The 18466-nt window shown below is 52.3% G+C and carries 18 protein-coding genes, 1 tRNA gene and 1 pseudogene; 10 read left to right on the plus strand and 10 right to left on the minus strand.

The features are described from left to right. Positions 1-13 precede the first annotated feature (13 nt). The gene (locus K7H21_RS21150; RefSeq protein ID WP_223035336.1) at positions 14-754 is read right to left on the minus strand and encodes an SDR family oxidoreductase; all 741 of its coding nucleotides are present in this window, start codon (positions 752-754) and stop codon (positions 14-16) included. Between the two features lie 147 nt (positions 755-901). On the opposite strand from K7H21_RS21150, the gene K7H21_RS21155 reads away from it, so the two are divergent. From K7H21_RS21155 to K7H21_RS21175, 4 genes and pseudogenes are all read left to right on the plus strand, one after another. After that, positions 902-1708: a MipA/OmpV family protein gene (locus K7H21_RS21155; RefSeq protein ID WP_223035337.1), complete on the plus strand. Its 807-nt coding sequence runs from the start codon at positions 902-904 to the stop codon at positions 1706-1708. A gap of 9 nt (positions 1709-1717) precedes the next feature. After that, on the plus strand, positions 1718-2833 hold the full coding sequence (locus K7H21_RS21160) for a serine hydrolase domain-containing protein (protein WP_223035338.1): 1116 nt from the start codon (positions 1718-1720) through the stop codon (positions 2831-2833). After that, entirely contained in the window at positions 2820-3167 is a 348-nt protein-coding gene (locus tag K7H21_RS21165; RefSeq protein WP_223035339.1) for a hypothetical protein, read from the plus strand. The genes K7H21_RS21160 and K7H21_RS21165 overlap by 14 nt, the downstream gene beginning before the upstream one ends. A 559-nt stretch (positions 3168-3726) precedes the next feature. Beyond that, positions 3727-3949: pseudogene (locus K7H21_RS21175) on the plus strand (helix-turn-helix domain-containing protein). A 740-nt stretch (positions 3950-4689) separates the two neighbouring features. Here K7H21_RS21175 and K7H21_RS21180 read toward each other — a convergent pair. From K7H21_RS21180 to K7H21_RS21200, 5 genes are all read right to left on the minus strand, one after another. After that, entirely contained in the window at positions 4690-5577 is an 888-nt protein-coding gene (locus K7H21_RS21180) for a hypothetical protein (protein WP_142983360.1), read from the minus strand. Between the two features lie 75 nt (positions 5578-5652). After that, positions 5653-6432: a hypothetical protein gene (locus K7H21_RS21185; protein ID WP_223035340.1), complete on the minus strand. Its 780-nt coding sequence runs from the start codon at positions 6430-6432 to the stop codon at positions 5653-5655. Positions 6433-6666: 234 nt separating this feature from the next. After that, positions 6667-6828 (minus strand): hypothetical protein, encoded by a 162-nt coding sequence (locus K7H21_RS21190; protein ID WP_040216727.1) that lies wholly within the window; start codon positions 6826-6828, stop codon positions 6667-6669. Positions 6829-7689: 861 nt separating this feature from the next. Continuing rightward, positions 7690-8901 (minus strand): tyrosine-type recombinase/integrase, encoded by a 1212-nt coding sequence (locus K7H21_RS21195; RefSeq protein WP_142983357.1) that lies wholly within the window; start codon positions 8899-8901, stop codon positions 7690-7692. A gap of 195 nt (positions 8902-9096) precedes the next feature. Next, positions 9097-9173, minus strand: a tRNA-Arg gene (locus K7H21_RS21200). A gap of 340 nt (positions 9174-9513) precedes the next feature. Between K7H21_RS21200 and folD the strand changes: the two genes are divergently transcribed. Together folD and ybcJ are read left to right on the plus strand one after the other, a co-directional pair. Next, positions 9514-10380: a bifunctional methylenetetrahydrofolate dehydrogenase/methenyltetrahydrofolate cyclohydrolase FolD gene (gene folD, locus K7H21_RS21205; protein ID WP_004130086.1), complete on the plus strand. Its 867-nt coding sequence runs from the start codon at positions 9514-9516 to the stop codon at positions 10378-10380. Position 10381: 1 nt separating this feature from the next. Continuing rightward, positions 10382-10594: a ribosome-associated protein YbcJ gene (gene ybcJ, locus K7H21_RS21210; protein WP_004130084.1), complete on the plus strand. Its 213-nt coding sequence runs from the start codon at positions 10382-10384 to the stop codon at positions 10592-10594. Between the two features lie 138 nt (positions 10595-10732). On the opposite strand, the gene cysS is transcribed toward ybcJ, so the two are convergent. Continuing rightward, a complete protein-coding gene (gene cysS / locus K7H21_RS21215; RefSeq protein WP_004130082.1) occupies positions 10733-12118 on the minus strand; it encodes a cysteine--tRNA ligase in 1386 nt (461 codons plus the stop codon). A 173-nt stretch (positions 12119-12291) separates the two neighbouring features. Here cysS and ppiB point away from each other — a divergent pair, with 173 nt between their 5' ends. The 4 genes from ppiB to purK all read left to right on the plus strand — a co-directional run bounded on the left by ppiB (position 12292) and on the right by purK (position 15306). Further along, the gene (ppiB, locus tag K7H21_RS21220; RefSeq protein WP_004130079.1) at positions 12292-12786 is read left to right on the plus strand and encodes a peptidylprolyl isomerase B; all 495 of its coding nucleotides are present in this window, start codon (positions 12292-12294) and stop codon (positions 12784-12786) included. Positions 12787-12789: 3 nt separating this feature from the next. Then, complete coding sequence (gene lpxH / locus K7H21_RS21225; RefSeq protein ID WP_004130069.1) at positions 12790-13512, plus strand: UDP-2,3-diacylglucosamine diphosphatase; 723 nt, start codon at positions 12790-12792, stop codon at positions 13510-13512. Between the two features lie 220 nt (positions 13513-13732). Then, entirely contained in the window at positions 13733-14242 is a 510-nt protein-coding gene (gene purE, locus K7H21_RS21230; RefSeq protein WP_004130058.1) for a 5-(carboxyamino)imidazole ribonucleotide mutase, read from the plus strand. After that, complete coding sequence (purK, locus tag K7H21_RS21235; RefSeq protein ID WP_004130057.1) at positions 14239-15306, plus strand: 5-(carboxyamino)imidazole ribonucleotide synthase; 1068 nt, start codon at positions 14239-14241, stop codon at positions 15304-15306. The genes purE and purK overlap by 4 nt, the downstream gene beginning before the upstream one ends. 180 nt (positions 15307-15486) lie before the next feature. On the opposite strand, the gene K7H21_RS21240 is transcribed toward purK, so the two are convergent. The 3 genes from K7H21_RS21240 to K7H21_RS21250 are packed head-to-tail and all read right to left on the minus strand — an operon-like array spanning position 15487 to position 18462. Beyond that, positions 15487-16380: a carbamate kinase gene (locus K7H21_RS21240; protein ID WP_049112239.1), complete on the minus strand. Its 894-nt coding sequence runs from the start codon at positions 16378-16380 to the stop codon at positions 15487-15489. A gap of 9 nt (positions 16381-16389) precedes the next feature. Beyond that, complete coding sequence (locus tag K7H21_RS21245; protein WP_004130053.1) at positions 16390-17193, minus strand: oxamate carbamoyltransferase subunit AllH family protein; 804 nt, start codon at positions 17191-17193, stop codon at positions 16390-16392. 9 nt (positions 17194-17202) lie between these two features. Continuing rightward, positions 17203-18462, minus strand: coding sequence for a YlbE family protein (locus tag K7H21_RS21250; protein ID WP_223035341.1), 1260 nt, complete (start codon positions 18460-18462; stop codon positions 17203-17205). Positions 18463-18466 lie beyond the last annotated feature (4 nt).

The raw sequence follows: 18466 nt of genomic DNA on the forward strand, positions 1-18466 counted from the left end.
TTAAGAATAACGTTTATAAACGCAGCAGCCCACCATCAACCACGTACTGGCTACCTGTGACATAACTGGCATCATCAGATAATAAAAATAACGCGACAGCAGCCGCTTCCTCCGGTGTTCCTGGGCGCTTCATCGGCACAATGGCGCGGATTTGCGCGTCATATTGATCACGAAATGGTGCCGGGATCGCTTCGAGCAAACTGGTTTCTATCGCACCTGGAACGAGCGCATTCACCCGGATCCGTTGTGCTGCAAAGGCCGTTGCCCAACAGCGAACCAGCGCTAGCTGCGCTCCTTTACTGGCAGCGTAAATCGCAGCAAGCGGTGTTCCTTCATATGCGGCGGTCGATGCGGTCAGCACCACAGATGCACCTACTTTCAAAAAGCGGGCAAGATAGGATATTTGCAGTACCGCGGCACGAACATTGTTCTTCATCATGTTATCGAACAGCGCGGCACTACCCTTTTCGGCAGGTGCAAAAGCCAGTTGCCCGGCATTTAGCCATAAGCCATCCAGCATGCCGAAGGAGGCTACCGCTTCAGCCAGCGCTTGCGCCGCTGCCGGCTCGGCTCCGTCGTTTTGCAGCAACCAGGCAGCAGGTGGCAGCACCTTGCGAAGGCGCGCCAGTTTGTGCGCATCACGCCCGGTGATCATGACTTCCCCCTCTTCCGCAACAATGCGTTTCGCCCCTGCCAGACCAATACCACTGCTGGCTCCCGTAATGACAATTTTCTTACCTGTGAACCTGGCCATCCCGCCTCCCTGAAGCCGTTTCTCTGCTAAACCACGTTTTTTACCTTCAATGACAATTAAAATAAAACAAAAAAAACTTATTGTAAAACGATAAACACCAGACTAACCTGCATCCACTTCAGCTATCTTTGCCAAGAGAGACATCGAATGAAAAGAAGTCTGCAACAGGGTGTTTTGTTCTCAGGATTACTCATCTGTGCGCCGACACACAGCGCAGAGTTGTCTGGTTTTGCCGGCCTGGGCGTCAGCGCGAGCCCCATTTACTCCGGTTCAAACCACATGGCAATGAGACCACTGCTAAAGGCGGGCGTGAATATTCATAGCGAAAACTGGGGACTATTTGGTTTGTCTACCGACGGGCTGATATGGGAACTGACGCCGGACGCCCCCTTCAGCGTAAGCCTGCTGTTAACACAAGATGAGGCGCGAAAAGAGGTGTTTAACTACCCGTTTTCAAGCAGAAAAAACCGCGATCTACAAGGAATGGGTAACCTGTCTGCAGCGTTGATGGCGGGTACAGACCTGCGCTACCGATTAGAAAACTGGGCGTTGTGGCTGCGCCTGTTAACCGACACTGAAAAGCAGCGATATGGTGGCGAAGCACCGGGCAGAAGCCTGATCGTCACGAGCGGCGCGGAAACCGAACTCTGGCGCTGGCAGAATGCCGCGCTCTCGGTCGGTGGCGACATAAGCTGGGCGAACAGTGGCTACCAGCAACGCCACTACGGTGTAACGGCGCAGCAGGCGCAACGCACCGATTTTGCAGTTTATTCCCCTTCGTCAGGTCTCCAGCAAGGAGGTTTGTATGCCGAAGTGGTATGGCATTTCGATAAAAATCTGGCGGCAGGATTGACCAGCCGTGCGCAGTATCTGTTCGATGAAGCGGGGAGCAGTTCTCTGGTCAACAGCCGAATGCAGTACACCCTGTCATCACTGATCCAGTACACATTCTGAGGCGGAGCCATGAGCAAATGTCACTTTCGCAGCCGCGTGCGGCTGCTTGCTGCGGGCGCGGTATTTATCGCACTGATTGCCGCCGGTATTTACCTGCAACCTGGTTTCAGTACCCCGTCTCCTCGCCAGACGGGAGACGCCAGTTTGGTGTCGTTTTTAACGCCGTTATTGAAAGGATCGCGAGGCAGTGTCGCCGCCGCGCTAATCACGCCGCGCGGTGTGCAGTACGCCCTCTGGGACAGTGATTACAACCAGCAATATGAAATCGCCAGCCTGACCAAAAGCATGACCAGCAGTTTACTGATGGACGCGTTTCGCCGGGGTGAAGCGACAGCGCAAACCCGCGTCGGCGACCTTATTCCAGAAATCAGCGGCCCGGCGCGAGAAATTACCCTTGAGCAACTGGCATCGCATCGCTCTGGTCTGCCGCCGCTGGCCTCATCGCTGCGCCAGAAGATCCGGGTGATCAGCCAGATAATCCTGCGTGAAAACTTCTGGGAGTATGACGAAAAATCAGTCATCGAAATGGCGAATAACGCCCGCTTAGCCACGCCCGCCAGATTTGATTATTCCAATACCGGCTACGCCTTGCTGGGATTGGCGCTGTCGCGAGCAGCACATCAGCCTTTTAATTCGCTGTTGCAAACGCGGGTTTTTGCGCAAGCGAAAATGACAAACACCGTTGTTGCCGAAGCATTAACTCCTGACACGCCCACGTTTCACCACGGTTGGGCGGTGTCCGGATTTGCCGAAGCGCCATGGATACAGCACGCGTTCACGCCGGCTGCCGGTGTGCGGTCGACCATCGTTGATATGGCGCATTATGCGCAGGCCTTACTGGCGGGCAAACTTGCCGGTAGTGCGGCAATGCAGCCACGCTTTGCCACTGACGATGCAGATTCACGCGTGGGCTACGCCTGGTTTACCACCCGTATTCGTGGGCGAGACATCACCTGGCACGACGGTGAATCCTCTGGCTTTGCCTCCGCCATTGCGGTCGATCCACAGCAACGATCCGTCGTAGTGATCCTCTCAGATACCGCGTGGCCCGTTATTGGTCCGGCCATGCGCCTGTTGTTAACGCAGACTCCTGCTAAAACGGAAGCTCATCATGAACTGGATTGATATGTTGTGGGCAATATTAACCTTTGTCTCAGCTATTCTGTTTATTTGCGGCTCATGGGTCGCGCATTACAAAATACGGTTGCTGAACTATATCTTGTTAGCTTTGATTGTCATTTATTGTGCCGAAATGATGCAGACAATTACGCATCTGACCAAGACCGGTTATCTGTTCAGAATGCTGACATGGACCGTTCAGGCGTCGTTTATTGCCGAAAGTGTTTATCGCGCATGGCCAGCGCCCTGGTTAACGCGCAGCCCGCACGTACTGTCGGCTGGCAAGATTGCCATTTCGCTGATGCTTATGTCATGCTTGAGCATGCTGGTTTTAAAATAAAATTCTTAATTCAGGAAGGTACAAAGTGAAAGATGTACGAAATAAACTCAGCCTGATATTTATCTCAGGGATATTACCGAATTTTTCATCCTCGCCTTAATTACACCGCTGTGGTTATATTTTTCCAGTGAGCCGTTTTTTTTGTCCAGCATGCTTGAATTTGCCGAAATGCAAGCAGAAAGTCAGCCAGTGGCTGCCGTATCGTCGCTTCACCAGTTACTGCTGTTGATTATTCTCTATTTCCCCGTTGGGTTATTTGCTTTTGCTATCTGGCAAGGGATGCAGGTGATGCGCCTGGTTGGTAAACGGCAAATCCTCAACCTGGCGATGGCGCGTTGTGTACGTACAATTGCATTGATGATGCTAAGCCTTGGCATTGTATTGTCGGTGTGCCGATTTTTAATACCGCTAGTTGTCTGGTGGCCGGAAAAATATTACCAGATCACCGTACTGGTTGGCGATGTGATCCTTTTACTCACCGGCGACTTGTTATTCGTTACGTTTCACACCAGCTTCCGGGGATCAAAGCAGAAGAAGAAACTAGGGGATTTATCTGACTATGGCTGTGGTGGTTCATCTGGGCAAACTGCTGGTAGAGAAAAAAAAGACGTCCAGAGCGCTGGCAGCCATTATCAGTATTACCGAGCAAAACCTCTCACTGCTCAATTCTGGCAAAGTAAAGGTGATTCGATACGCTGGCGAAAATTTGTGAAGCCATGGAGTGCCAGCCCGGTGACATTATCTCCTGGGAACCCGACCTCGCTGCGCCAGACAAAGACTGAGGCCGTAGACTCGTTTTGCAAATAATAGAAACCGACAACATCTCTGCTGTCGGATTTTTTATTTACGACTCGAATCAGGCATTCTGTAACTGCTGACCACAGACAACCACACTTGCCAGCAGAATTTTGACGCCCTCCAGATAAACGGTTGGATTAAGTAACGTCAGTTTCAGGCAGATCACAGCGTCCTGTTTGATTCGTATAATCTTTTGTTTTCACTTCTCTTTCTCATTGAATCAATGAAATAACTTCGCCATGCTAAAGCTTGACTGATGAAATTGTTAAAAATCTATATTGTAGATACTATATTTGTTACGACTTAAATTTTTCACTTACAATCATAAAAAACATCATTGTGATAATTACAAACATTAAATTGTATTTTTATATTTATTTAAGCATGTTTTTAGCTCCATTTCAGATTAATTTTAGATAGGGGGATTATTACCGAATAGTATTTCTATGACGCTATACAATTGTATCAATTAGGAAATATTTTATCTCCAAATGGATAGATACTCTTTTCTCGGTTCGAAGCAAGATAGTCAGCTAACAACTGTGATACCAATCTCTTCACATCCAAATATTCAAGCGTTGAAGTAATCTGCACTTACATCATCAAGCAACTAGTAATATACATAGACTTGCATTAGGAATAAATAAAATATCAACAAATGCTTATTCATCAAATTTTACGATTAAGCATTTGTATATACATGTGTAGAATACTCTATTCCCACTTATCTTGACAGATTAAAATTATAAGTACCACTATCGGTTTTAATTTCGATTTCAGACCACATACATTTTGAGTATCTATTATTCATCTCAACCCAGTTCCACCCGGAGTTTGCATAGGCAACCCTTTGACTGATAACAAGAGAGAAATCTGTACCCTTACCATAGCCCAGAGTTACTGGTCGGGTATTCCACCGATAACAACTACCACGGTCTATACTTAAACCAGTAATCGTTACACTATCCTTCAAACCATAAACATAAATATGTCTTCTTATAGTGTGCTCAGCACTGACATTACCTTTGAAGTTGTAAGTGGTATATTCTATTTTGATCTTAACAGGTAATTGAGATGGTATCTTCTCTGATTCTGAGTTGGATTTATTACTTACATATTCGTTAATATTGTCTGAATGTTCATCGGGGATACCATTCATCATATTGCTGTCACCCAGATGTTGTTCCCAGATATCATTGCATTTTAGCGTACTGATTTCTTTCCCCTGCTTTAAAACTGTTATTTCCCCATCAGTATTTTTCCCATCATCGATATAGGAAACAGAGTAAGTATACTCGTTTTCAGGTATATTCAATGTATGTATCGACACCCCCTCAGCTCGACTGTAGTTCCAGGACTGACTTAACTGACTCACATTTTTTACTAAAGTGATTTCAGGAATAACCCCACTACCTCCGTTAATATCCGATTTACCGAATAAATAAGTGACTTCATTATTATTCCTCAACACAGCCACCTCTTTAGTGGTTTTACCTTTTATGATACACCCGAACAGAACATCTGAATCTCCATAAGGTGATGCTATTACTGAACAGGAGGCGGTTATTACCCCCAAAGTGATTACATATTTCAGTTTCTTTAAAAATCTCATACAAACCTCCTCTAAAAATAAACAATATATAAAAAAGCACTTACCCCAAAGGTAAGTGCTTTGCCTCATAAATGCCTATTCAATATATACAACAATCTTACCATCTGATTGTTCTGTCACGGTAATATTTTTAGTTGTCCCATCACTAATCTGAGCAAATCCATAGTGCTGTTTCCCTTCACTTTCAGTTAACGTTACGTTCTCACATTGCTGTAAGTATTGACGTAACTGTTTATGATAGATATCCGTTACCACCTCGCATGCTGTACGTTCCAGCATCGCTTTGCTTCCGTTGACCGCAAAGTTCCCGATGCCATATACAATCCAGATCCCAAGCCAGACCAGCAACAGCATTTTCCCCTGACCAACGGCTTTACAACGTTTAGCAATATAAACTGGCGAAAAAAGAATCCACCATTTTGAAAAACTTGCCTTACCATGTTTATCCAGTAGCTTCCAGTCCATATAGAACAAGATAATCAGGGCAATCATAACGAACAGATTAACCGTATAGTTGACAGCTAAACTAAACAAACATGCGGATAAAACGCCGACGACAAACAATCCCGTTGCAATCCAGATATATTTTTCATGTAACGACGAGTTGTCTATATATAATAATTTACGGATACTCTCAGCGCTTACCAAATCAGACTGTTTACGATCGCCAACAATAAAAGAAATCAATTTATTATTATACAGTATCCTGGCTTCATCGTTTAACAAAATGAATTTCATTTCACGGATGAATTTTAAATCTGCATCATCACGCTCACTTACTTTTTGTATCGCATGGTTTAATTCATCAACGCTGGTATTCATATCCAGCTCAAGATATTCATAATAGTTTATCATGATAATTCCTTATCTTTACATAATAGCCTAAATATTACAGAGAACGTTAAACTGGTATACTTCAAGAGTATTGAACAGGAGGGGAGCATGGCGGTAGATATAAAATAATTATTAAAATACGTAATCATTTCCCTTATTGACATAACAAAAAAACAATCCCTATACAAACAAGTAACATGAATAAAAAACCAATGCCAAGATAGGCTTTAAAAAGCCTCTTAATTCTTTCTGGTTTCATTTTGACCTCACGACTACAGCAAAAAGAATAGCACCAAATATGGGGTCTATAAGCATACTGATAACAAACCATATGAAGAACGAACGGCCACTGGCCTGAGCCAATTTACCAATAACTATCGATGCTCCGATCCACAAAAGTAAAAGAATAAATGCCATCGTTGGCTCCTTGAAAAATAGCAATAAATGATTGAAGTGGTGGTTTAAAACCGTCACTTTGTCCGGTAAGCATGTTGAATGGATGGGCAGACTTATACCTGCCGCATTGAAACATCCTTGCTATAGGCGCATGGTGCATCTCCTTATTGTCACCCGGTAAGAATCCTGGCCTGATTCTAATTGAATTCTTTCTAAGATAGGGAGGTTATGAGTGCAGGTAAAATTGTTATTACCGATCGAATTTCAATAATTGATCTGCAAAATCTATCGATAAAAACGATCAATTATTTATATTTGATAGATTATAACTATCATTGCAATGATATCGATCGTTTTTGTAGATCAGTTTATGAGGGGGATGTGGTGTATTAAAATTGATGAGGCAAATAGTGGATACTTTTTATTAATTAAAATCATAAAGATATGACATTTAGCATAACCTTCTAGTCAAAGGTATGACCACAATCGTCGCACTCATATCTGTCAAACAGGAGTCCATCAAGGGCTGAGCCGGTAACCGCTCCCGCAGTTGCACCAGCCACAAATCTCCCTAGCACAGCACCAATAACTGCCCCGGCCGCAGTCCCCAGAACTGGCACAACAGAGCCAATTGCAGCCCCAGAACTTGCTCCACTAAGAGCTCCTGCCACACCTCCAGCGATACTTCCAGCCTTCCTCCCAATGTTACGTTCGCTAACGCGTTCAGAACCACATTTAGGACATATTGTAGCCATTGATAAAATCTCCTGATTTTCGGTTGTTAAAAAGCAAAAAGGCACCCGAACGTTAATGGACGGATGCCTTCTTTATTTGAAATTCAACTTTATGTTGCAGATCAACCAGCCAAGAAATCTAACGTAACTAGCCTGTCTTACCAAAGGCTCCCTGTATGAAAGTGCCCTTAGCTAGTGACACAACATAATTTGCATACCACTGCAACATTTCCCTGCGTTGCTCCAGATACTGCGCATGGTTGTAGGTGCCACGAATGGTATTCTTATCCACATGAGCAAGTTGTAGCTCGATCCATGCCGTGTTATATCCCTGTTCATGCAGGATGGTACTCATCGTGTGCCGGAAGCCGTGTCCTGTGGCCTTCCCATGATACCCAATCCTTTTCAGTACCTGATTGATACTCGCCTCACTCATCGGTTTGGTAATATCGTTACGGCCTGGGAACACTAGGTTATAACGGCCAGTCACAGCCTGGATCTCCCGTAGTGCTGCCACAACTTGATCAGATAGGGGTATAAGGTGAGGGCGGCGCATCTTCATCCTTTCAACCGGTACTTCCCAAACCCGCTTGTCAAAATCGAACTCTTTCCATTCAGCCATGCGGAGTTCAATAGTACGAACGCCCGTTAGCATCAAAATCGTTGTTGCTAGCCGAGTTACTGGGCTACCGGAATAAGCGGCTAGAGCTTCTAAAAAAGCAGGAAGTTCATCCGCTAGCAGGTGAGGATAGTGCACAGATTTTGGCGGGGTTAACGCACTTGCCAGATCCGAGGCAGGGTTAGTTTCAGCCCGACCGGTGACAATGGCATAGCGAAAGACTTGGTTACAGGCCTGGCGGATTTTGCGCAACTTATCAAGGACACCACGTTTTTCGAGTTTACGTAGTGAACTGAGGATATCCAGAGGCTTAATCTCGGCAATCGGGCGCTTGCCGATATCCGGGAAGATATCGTTTTCAAACGCCTCCATGATGTCTTCAGCGTAGCCTTTGGACCAGTTTGGCCGTTTGTACTCATGCCATTCCAAAGCGATCGCTTTGAAGGTATTTTCCACTGTCGCTTTGCGAGCTTGTTTCTCAACCTTTTTCTGTTCACTAGGATCTATAGCGTTAGCGACTTGCCGCTTAGCTTCATCTCTTCGCTGCCTAGCTTCAGATAAAGAAATTTCTGGATAGATACCTAACGCCAACATCTTCTGTTTGCCGTCAAAGCGGTACTGTAAACGCCAGTATTTAGATCCATTGGGATGAACCATTAAATGCATACCTTCACCATCGGTAAGCTTATAAGGCTTGTCGGTAGGCTTTGCACTTCTTACCCTCACATCGGTTAACGCCATTTGAGGCCCTCCGTTGCTGGATGTTGGTACAAGATTTCATTGAACGGGGATGTACCATCACATATACCAACAGATACTACTTGATGCTGGTAGATGTAGGTAGACTCTGAGAGAATTTCTACGCGCTAAAATCGGCCAACCCACTGAATTTCAAGAATAAAAAAAGACGTCAGTTGACGTCTGTTTACTTCGAAATGGTACGCCCTACAGGGTTCGAACCTGTGACCTACGGCTTAGAAGGCCGTTGCTCTATCCAGCTGAGCTAAGGGCGCATTGAGAAGCGAGCTTCGTGATGTGCAATCGCCGGAATTATACGGTCCACGCCTGATGAGTCAATGTATTTTGCCACGAAACTGCGCTTCCCTGCGCAGGCTGGCGGCTTATGCTGCGAAAGCAGTACAAAGTTTATCCAACCTTATGTTTCTGCACGTTAACTTTTCTTCGGCTCCCGGGCTCTTTTTGGCTCCGCTCGCGGCGCGGTCAGGCCCGTTTTTCAGCCGCCGCCACGTCAAAGCAAGATAAAATCTTAAACGAAGACTGACAGCGAGGCTGGCTTCTGACAAAATATCGTCATCCCCCTTTCGTAAAGATACAGATGGAATCCTCTCTCTGATGGCAGCAAAAATTATTGACGGTAAAACGATTGCGCAGCAGGTACGCTCTGAGGTTGCGGAAAAAGTGAAGGCGCGCGTTGCGGCCGGATTTCGTGCCCCAGGGTTGGCCGTCGTACTGGTCGGCAGCAACCCGGCATCGCAGATTTATGTCGGCAGCAAGCGCAAAGCGTGTGAAGAGGTAGGCTTCGTCTCCCGCTCGTACGATCTCCCGGAAACCACCAGCGAAGCGGAGCTGCTGGAACTTATCGACACGCTGAATGCCGATAAGGCTATTGACGGCATCCTTGTTCAACTGCCGCTGCCCGCCGGCATTGATAATGTCAAAGTCCTCGAGCGCATTTCTCCGGACAAAGACGTTGACGGCTTTCACCCCTATAACGTGGGTCGTCTGTGCCAGCGCGCGCCGCGCCTGCGCCCGTGTACCCCGCGTGGGATTGTCACGCTGCTTGAGCGTTACAATATCGATACCTACGGCCTGAACGCGGTGGTTATTGGCGCCTCCAATATCGTCGGACGCCCGATGAGCATGGAGCTGCTGCTGGCTGGCTGCACCACCACCGTCACTCACCGTTTTACCAAAAACCTGCGTCATCACGTCGAAAATGCCGACCTGCTGATCGTGGCTGTCGGTAAACCGGGCTTTATTCCGGGCGAATGGATTAAAGAAGGCGCGATCGTGATCGATGTCGGGATTAACCGCCTGGAAAACGGCAAAGTGGTTGGCGATGTGGTTTATGAAGATGCCGCCGCGCGCGCGTCGTACATCACTCCGGTTCCCGGCGGCGTCGGCCCGATGACCGTAGCCACCCTTATTCAGAACACGCTGCAGGCGTGCGAAGAGTATCACGATATTCAGGAGGCCTGAGATGACGAATTTTTCTTTAGGCAAACACCCGCACGTTGAGCTTTGCGACCTGCTGAAGCTGGAAGGCTGGAGCGAAAGCGGCGCGCAGGCGAAAATCGCCATTGCCGACGGTCTGGTCAAAGTCGACGGCGTGGTCGAAACCCGTAAGCGCTGCAAAATCGTCGCTGGCCAAACGGTCAGCTTTGAAGGTCAGAGCGTTACCGTTACCGAGTAAAAAGTAAAGGCGCCGCAACTGGCGCCTTGACTTTATCCCCATCCAGGACATTAAACACGACGGTCAGCGTCGGGTGTACTGGCCTGGGTATGGGCAAAAAAATGCCGGGGACACCCCCGGCAAAAAGAGAGAATGAGACTACTTCCGGCGCCAGGTGGTACCCTGCGGGCCATCTTCCAGCACAATGCCCATCTCGTTCAGACGGTCACGCGCGGCATCCGCCGCCGCCCAGTCTTTCGCTTTACGCGCGTCCAGACGCTGCTGGATCAAAGACTCGATTTCCGCCACTTCCCCGTCGTCCGCCTGCGCGCCGCTCTGCAGGAACGCATCTGGCTCCTGTTCGAGCAGACCCAGCACCGAAGAGAGCTTACGCATATGCGCCGCCATCGCGTTGGCCGCGGCGGTATCTTCGGTCTTCAGACGGTTAACCTCACGGGCCATATCGAACAGCACCGAATAAGCTTCCGGGGTGTTGAAATCGTCATCCATCGCTTCGATAAAGCGCGCTTCAAACGCCTCGCCGCCGGACGGCTCTGCGGTTTTATCGGTTCCGCGCAGCGCCGTATACAGACGCTCCAGCGCGGAACGGGCCTGCTTTAAGTTCTCTTCGCTGTAGTTCAGCTGGCTGCGATAGTGGCCGGACATCAGGAAGTAGCGAATGGTCTCCGCGTCGTAGAACTTGAGCACGTCGCGCACGGTGAAGAAGTTGCCCAGCGATTTTGACATTTTCTCACGGTCAACCATTACCATCCCGGAGTGCATCCAGTAATTCACGTACTCGCCGTCGTGGGCGCAGGTGGACTGAGCGATTTCGTTTTCATGGTGCGGGAACATCAGATCCGACCCGCCGCCGTGAATATCAAAATGGTTGCCCAGCTGCTTGCAGTTCATCGCGGAGCACTCAATGTGCCAGCCCGGACGGCCCGCGCCCCACGGCGACGGCCAGCTCGGCTCGCCCTCTTTCGACATCTTCCACAGCACAAAGTCCATCGGGTTATGCTTGACGTCGACAACATCAACGCGCGCGCCGGCCTGCAGCTGGTCGAGATCCTGACGCGACAGCTGACCGTAGTTCGGATCGGTCGGTACATCGAACATCACATCGCCGTTATCGGCGACATACGCGTGGCCTTTGGCGATCAGCTGCTCGGTGATCTCAATGATTTCCGCAATATGGTGGGTAGCACGCGGCTCCATATCCGGGCGCAGGATATTCAGCGCGTCGAAATCTTTGTGCATCTCGGCAATCATGCGATCCACCAGCGCCACAAAGCTTTCGCCATTTTCATTAGCACGCTTAATGATTTTGTCGTCGATATCGGTGATATTACGCACGTACTTTAGCTTATAGCCCAAGAAACGCAGGTAGCGCGCGACCACATCGAATGAGACGAAGGTACGGCCATGGCCGATGTGACAGAGGTCGTAAACGGTAATACCACACACGTACATGCCAACTTCCCCGGCATGGATAGGTTTAAATTCTTCTTTTTGGCGCGTCAGTGTATTAAAAATTTTTAACATCGAAGATTCCGTGTAGACGTGTGTGGATGTAAGTCGCGTATTCTAACCTTAATTCAACCCCGAAGCAGCACACATTGCAAGGTGATCCAGCCCCGCGGTTATGCTATAACAGCCCCCTATATCTCACCCGACTCCGGGTGCAGGCACCACAATCATCGGAACAGGATGCAAAAATGGTTACTTTCCACACCAATCATGGCGATATCGTAATCAAGACGTTTGACGACAAAGCGCCGGAAACAGTTAAAAACTTCCTGGACTACTGTCGTGAAGGTTTTTACGACAACACTATTTTCCACCGTGTTATCAATGGCTTCATGATTCAGGGCGGCGGTTTTGAGCCGGGTATGAATCAGAAAACCACCAAATCCCCTATTCAGAACGAAGCGAACAACGGTCTGAAAAACACCCGCGGTACGCTGGCGATGGCCCGTACCCAGGCGCCTCACTCCGCCACCGCGCAGTTCTTCATCAACGTCGCCGATAACGACTTCCTGAACTTCTCCGGCGAAAGCCTGCAGGGTTGGGGCTACTGCGTATTCGCAGAAGTCGTTGAAGGTATGGACGTGGTCGACAAAATCAAAGCGGTATCCACCGGCCGCAGCGGCATGCACCAGGATGTGCCGAAAGAAGATGTGGTGATCAAAAGCGTTACCGTCAGCGAATAATTCGTGGCGACGCTTTTTATTGCGGATTTGCATCTGCAAACGGAAGAACCGGCGATTACCGCCGGTTTTCTGCGTTTTTTACACGGGGAAGCCCGCCAGGCTGACGCCCTGTATATCCTCGGCGACTTGTTTGAAGCCTGGATCGGCGATGATGATCCGAACCCGCTGCATCGGCAAATTGCCGCTGCGCTTAAAGCGTTAGCTGAGTCCGGCGTCCCCTGCTACTTCCTCCACGGCAACCGCGATTTTCTCGTCGGTCAGCGCTTTGCCCGCGAAAGCGCCATGACCCTGCTGCCGGAAGAAAAGCTTCTCGACCTCTACGGACGCAAAGTGCTGATTATGCACGGCGATACCCTCTGCACCGACGACGCGGGCTATCTGGCATTTCGCGCGAAAGTCCACAATCCGTGGATCCAGCGCCTGTTTCTGGCCCTGCCGCTGTTTATCCGCCGCCGTATCGCCGCCAGAATGCGCGCCGACAGCAAAGCGGCCAACAGCAGCAAGTCGATGGCGATTATGGATGTCAATCCGCAGGCGGTAGTTGACGTCATGGAGAAACATCACGTCCAGTGGCTGATTCACGGGCATACGCACCGCCCTGCCGTCCATTCCCTGGAAGCCAACGGCAAAACTGCGTATCGGGTGGTGCTCGGCGCCTGGCATCACGAAGGCTCTATGGTCAAAGTGACCCCAGAAGATGTTGAGCTGATTCATTTTCCTTTCTAGCCCCCGGCAGGCACTATCTCATGCCGCCCTGGGACTGGTGCTGGGTTTTTACTTTTTTGCCTGCGCCACCGCCGCTCATAACCGACGAGTTTCATCCAGTGACGACGAGACATAAGACGGCTAGCCATGCGCACGCAACCGTTTTCCTTGCCGGAAGTTCATGCTATTCTCTGTGGCCTCTAAAGCAGTGTGCAACACACCCACAGGAGTTTTAAGACGCATGTCTTCCCGCAATAATTCGGCGCGTATCGCCATCGTGATGGGGTCCAAAAGCGACTGGGCTACCATGCAGTTTACCGCAGAAATCCTTGATGCCCTGAACGTTCCGTACCATGTCGAAGTGGTCTCCGCCCACCGCACGCCCGATAAACTGTTCAGCTTCGCCGAAGGCGCGGAAGAAAACGGTTTTCAGGTGATTATTGCCGGTGCTGGCGGCGCGGCGCATCTGCCGGGCATGATTGCGGCGAAAACGCTGGTGCCGGTGTTAGGCGTACCGGTGCAGAGCGCGGCGCTGAGCGGCGTTGACAGTCTCTACTCCATCGTCCAGATGCCGCGCGGCATCCCGGTTGGCACGCTGGCGATAGGTAAAGCCGGCGCCGCTAACGCCGCCCTTCTGGCGGCGCAGATCCTTGCCCAGCATGATGCCGAACTGCACCAGCGCCTCAGCGCCTGGCGCCAGGCGCAGACCGATGACGTGCTGGATAACCCGGACCCGCGGGGTGCGGCATGAAACAGGTTTGCGTTCTCGGTAACGGCCAGCTAGGCCGTATGCTGCGTCAGGCCGGCGAGCCGTTGGGTATTGCGGTCTGGCCGGTTGGTCTGGAAGCCGACCCGGAAGCGGTGCCGGTACAGCAAAGCGTGATCACCGCAGAGATTGAACGCTGGCCGGAAACCGCGTTGACCCGCGAGCTGGCGCGTCATTCCGCCTTTGTTAACCGCGACGTCTTCCCGATTATCGCCGACCGTCTGACGCAAAAGCAGCTGTTCGATAAGCTGGCGCTCGCTACCGCGCCGTGGCAGCTTCTGGCGGATAAAGGCGAGTGGCCGGCGGTATTCGCCCGTCTTGGGGAGCTGGCTATCGTTAAGCGCCGCGTCGGCGGCTACGATGGCCGCGGCCAGTGGCGTTTGCGGGAAAATGAAACCGCGCAGCTGCCGGAGGATAATTACGGCGAGTGTATCGTTGAGCAGGGCATTAATTTCTCCGGCGAGGTATCGCTGGTTGGCGCCCGCGCACGGGACGGCAGCACGGTCTTCTATCCGCTGACCCGCAACCTGCATCAGGACGGTATTTTACGCGCCAGCGTCGCTTTCCCGCAGGCCAACGCCCGCCAGCAGGCACAGGCGGAACAGATGCTGACGGCGATCATGAATGAGCTGGGCTACGTTGGCGTGATGGCGATGGAGTGTTTCGTCACTGCCGATGGCCTGCTGATTAACGAACTGGCGCCGCGCGTGCACAACAGCGGCCACTGGACGCAGAACGGCGCGTCGATTAGCCAGTTCGAACTGCATCTGCGGGCGATCACCGATCTCCCCCTGCCGCCGCCGGTGGTGAACAGCCCGTCGGTCATGATCAACCTGATCGGTACCGATCTGAACTATGACTGGCTGAAGCTGCCGCTGGTGCATCTACACTGGTACGACAAAGAGGTGCGTCCGGGTCGTAAAGTCGGCCACCTGAACCTGACCGACAGCGATACCGACCGCCTGAGCGCGACGCTGGAAGCGCTGAAGCCGCTGCTGCCGCCGGAATACGCCAGCGGCATCGTCTGGGCGCAGGCGCAGCTGGCGTAATCCTCTCTCCTTTATCCCGGCTTGCGGCGCGCTGCGCCTTAGCCGGGCTACCAGACCAACATTCATTCGCCCCGTAGCCATTCAACCAAATCCGCAAACCGCACGACTCCCTGGCGCCGCCACCGTGGAAAGAGCGCAGGAAATTTCAGCGTCTGCACGCCGCTTGATTTCGCCTGTGCATCAGGGCTTGATGCAGGTTCCCGCCAGCCCGGCGAGAGTGTCATCGATGCGCGACAGCGCGCCAATCCACGCCCGCTTGCCCCGACGCCGCACGTAGCCGCTTACCGCCGCGATTTTCGGTCCCATCGCGCCGTCGTCGCGGGCAAAAGGCGCCAGCTCTTCCGGCGTCGCTTCGCGGATCGGTCGCTGCATGGGAGTGCCCCAATGTTCATATACCGCATCCGCGTCAGTCAGGATCACCAGGCCATCGGCATCAATCTGCTCCGCCAGCAGCGCGGCGGCGAGGTCTTTATCGATGACCGCCTCTGCGCCCTGCCCGTTCTCAAGCACCGGAATTCCGCCGCCGCCGCAGCATATCACCACGTGCCCCTCGCCCAGCAGGCGCTCAATCGACTCGCTCTCCTCAATCCTCACCGGCGTCGGCGAAGGCACCACCCGACGCAGATATTTACCGTCGCGCTTCATCCTCCAGCCGTATTCGTCTTCCAGCTGTTTTTGCAGCTCCGGATCGTAAACCGGACCGATAAACTTCTCCGGCGTCGAAAAGGCCGGATCGTTTGACGCTACCGCAATGCGGGTCATCACCGTCGACACCGGCGGCATGGGTGATTCCTGCGCCAGGCGCTGGGCCAGCATATAGCCAATCATGCCCTGGCTCTCCGCGACCAGCACGTCCAGCGGATAGGGCTCAACGTCGCCGTAGGCCAGATTCTGCAGCGCCAGCAACCCCACCTGCGGCCCGTTGCCGTGCACAATGGCCAGCCGGTAGTTTTTCGCCAGACGCGCCAGCGCGGGAACCGCACTATCGATATTGCGGTACTGATTTTCTACGGTCAGCGCTTCCCCGCGCTGTAATAAAGCGTTGCCGCCAAGGGCAACAACCAGCGTTTTCATAAAAAGTCCTTAGATAAGATGTTGCGCCAGCCAGAATCCCAGAAGCGTGTCGGCGCCGGAGGTATGCCCCATCGCCAGCAGAGCTTCGACGGCGGGTTCAATTCGTCGTCCACGTTGCAGAGCGTGTACAAAATGCATCAGCGGCGAGGCGAAACGTCCCATGCTGGCGTAGCGTAAATAGTTGACGCTCACCTGGGTGGTGGCCGCGTGCAGATCGCCGGAGGCGCGAAAAAACGCCCTTCCGCCGCAGGGTAACATTCGCCCCGCGCGCCATGCCGCCAGCATCATGCCGATCAGCATGTCGTCCAGGCTCGGCGTCAGGCCTGGTCCCTTGCCCAACCACAGGCGCCAGTCGACGGCGTTGCCGGCCAGCGCGGAGGCAAAACAGTGGCGCAGCTGCCGCAGCTCAGGCTGCTGCGGCAGATCGATAGCCTGCGACAGCGGCCCAAACAGCCCGGTCTCCTCCGGACGATTTACTAGTGCTGTCGGCAGGTCGGCGCCGTTAGGCTGACGGCGGAGCCACAGGGAGCAGCGCCTGCGCGGCGGCATCAGCAAAAGATCGCCGACCTGAATACCGTCATTCCGCGCTATCGGCGACGCCCCCGCCCGCAGCGCCGCGTGCAGCCGGATAAAATCACCATGGCGAACAACCCATCCGCCAGGGCTCACCCCCTGCCCCCGATGATGCAGCGTCAGCAGCGCGCCGCCTTCAACATAGAGGTTAATCGTGCGCCGCCAGAGGCCGCCGGTTCGCCACGGTTGGCGATGATCCGGCGCATCAACGCTGCCTATCAGCGGACGAATCCTCTCCATCGCGCTACCTCAGCTCACGCCCAGCTCGTCCGCCAGCGCTTCCAGCGCCTGCTCGAAACAGGCCAGCGGCGCTCTGACGGTCCCGGCGCCAATCTGGCCGATCCCCGCTTCTTTATGGGCGATCCCGGTGTTAATGAGCGGAGTAATACCGGTTTCAACCACCCGGCGAATATCCAGCCCAAGGCAGGCGCCCTGGAAATCCCAGCCCGGAATCTGCAGCTGCATATTGCGCTCCAGGAAGATTTCCGCCATCTCCTCCGAAACGGATTTCGCCGCCTCCATTCCGCCAGCGCCGACAAAGCGGGTCACCCCCGGCGCCGCGATCATCGCCGCGCCGCCGATGCCGAAGGTTTCGGTGATGGCGCTGTCGCCCATATCCGGGTTGGCCTGTTCCTGAGAGAAACCGCTAAAGAACAGCCCCTGCGGCGTATTCACCGGCGCGGTAAACCAGCGATCGCCCAGCCCGCTGACGCGAATACCGAACATATCGCCGTTGCGGGTCATCGCGGTGACGATACTGCCTGCGCGAATTTGCGCCCCGGCATCCATCGCGGATTTACAGTAGGCCATCGCCAGGTTGAGGAAAAACTGATCGGTAATGGCGAGGAAATCCATGACTTCAGCAATCTGCTGTTTGTCGATATTAAGCCGTGCCAGATGCGGCGCCAGCGTACGCATTAGCAGCGCGGAGGTGGCGATATTGCGCTGGTGGAACTCATCGCCCATGGTGATGCCCTGAGCCATCATCGCGGTCAGGTCAATACCGCGCTCCATCTGTTTCAGCGCCGCGCTAAGGATCGGCATCAGCACATCGCGCATCCAGCGCAGGCGCTGCTGCACGTCTTCGCCGTAGGCGCCGAAACGCATCACCTTGCCAATGCCTTCGTTCAAGTTGCAATACGCGCGGTTGCCTTCGGCGATGTTCTCCACCACCAGCATCGGCATATTCGGCGACGTAATCCCCCCCATCGGCCCCACGGCGTTCACGTGGTGGCAGGGAATAAAAGAGATTTCGCCGCATTCGAGCATAGCGTGGGCCGTCTTTTCATCCTGCGCCCAGCCTTCAAATAAGCATGCGCCAACGCAGGCTCCTTTCATCGGGCCGGTCATCTCCTGCCAGCGCATCGGCGGCCCGGCATGGAGCAGCGTTCTGTTCTTGTTTAGCGCTTCAATCAGAGAAGCCGCCGGCTGCACATCCAGCCAGTGCGGGCGTGCATTACGAATTCGTTCTATTACTGCGTCATTGGCCTGCGCCACTGATGTAAACATAGAG

It is taken from the genome of Klebsiella sp. CTHL.F3a (assembly GCF_019890895.1).
GTDB classification, from domain to species: domain Bacteria; phylum Pseudomonadota; class Gammaproteobacteria; order Enterobacterales; family Enterobacteriaceae; genus Klebsiella; species Klebsiella grimontii.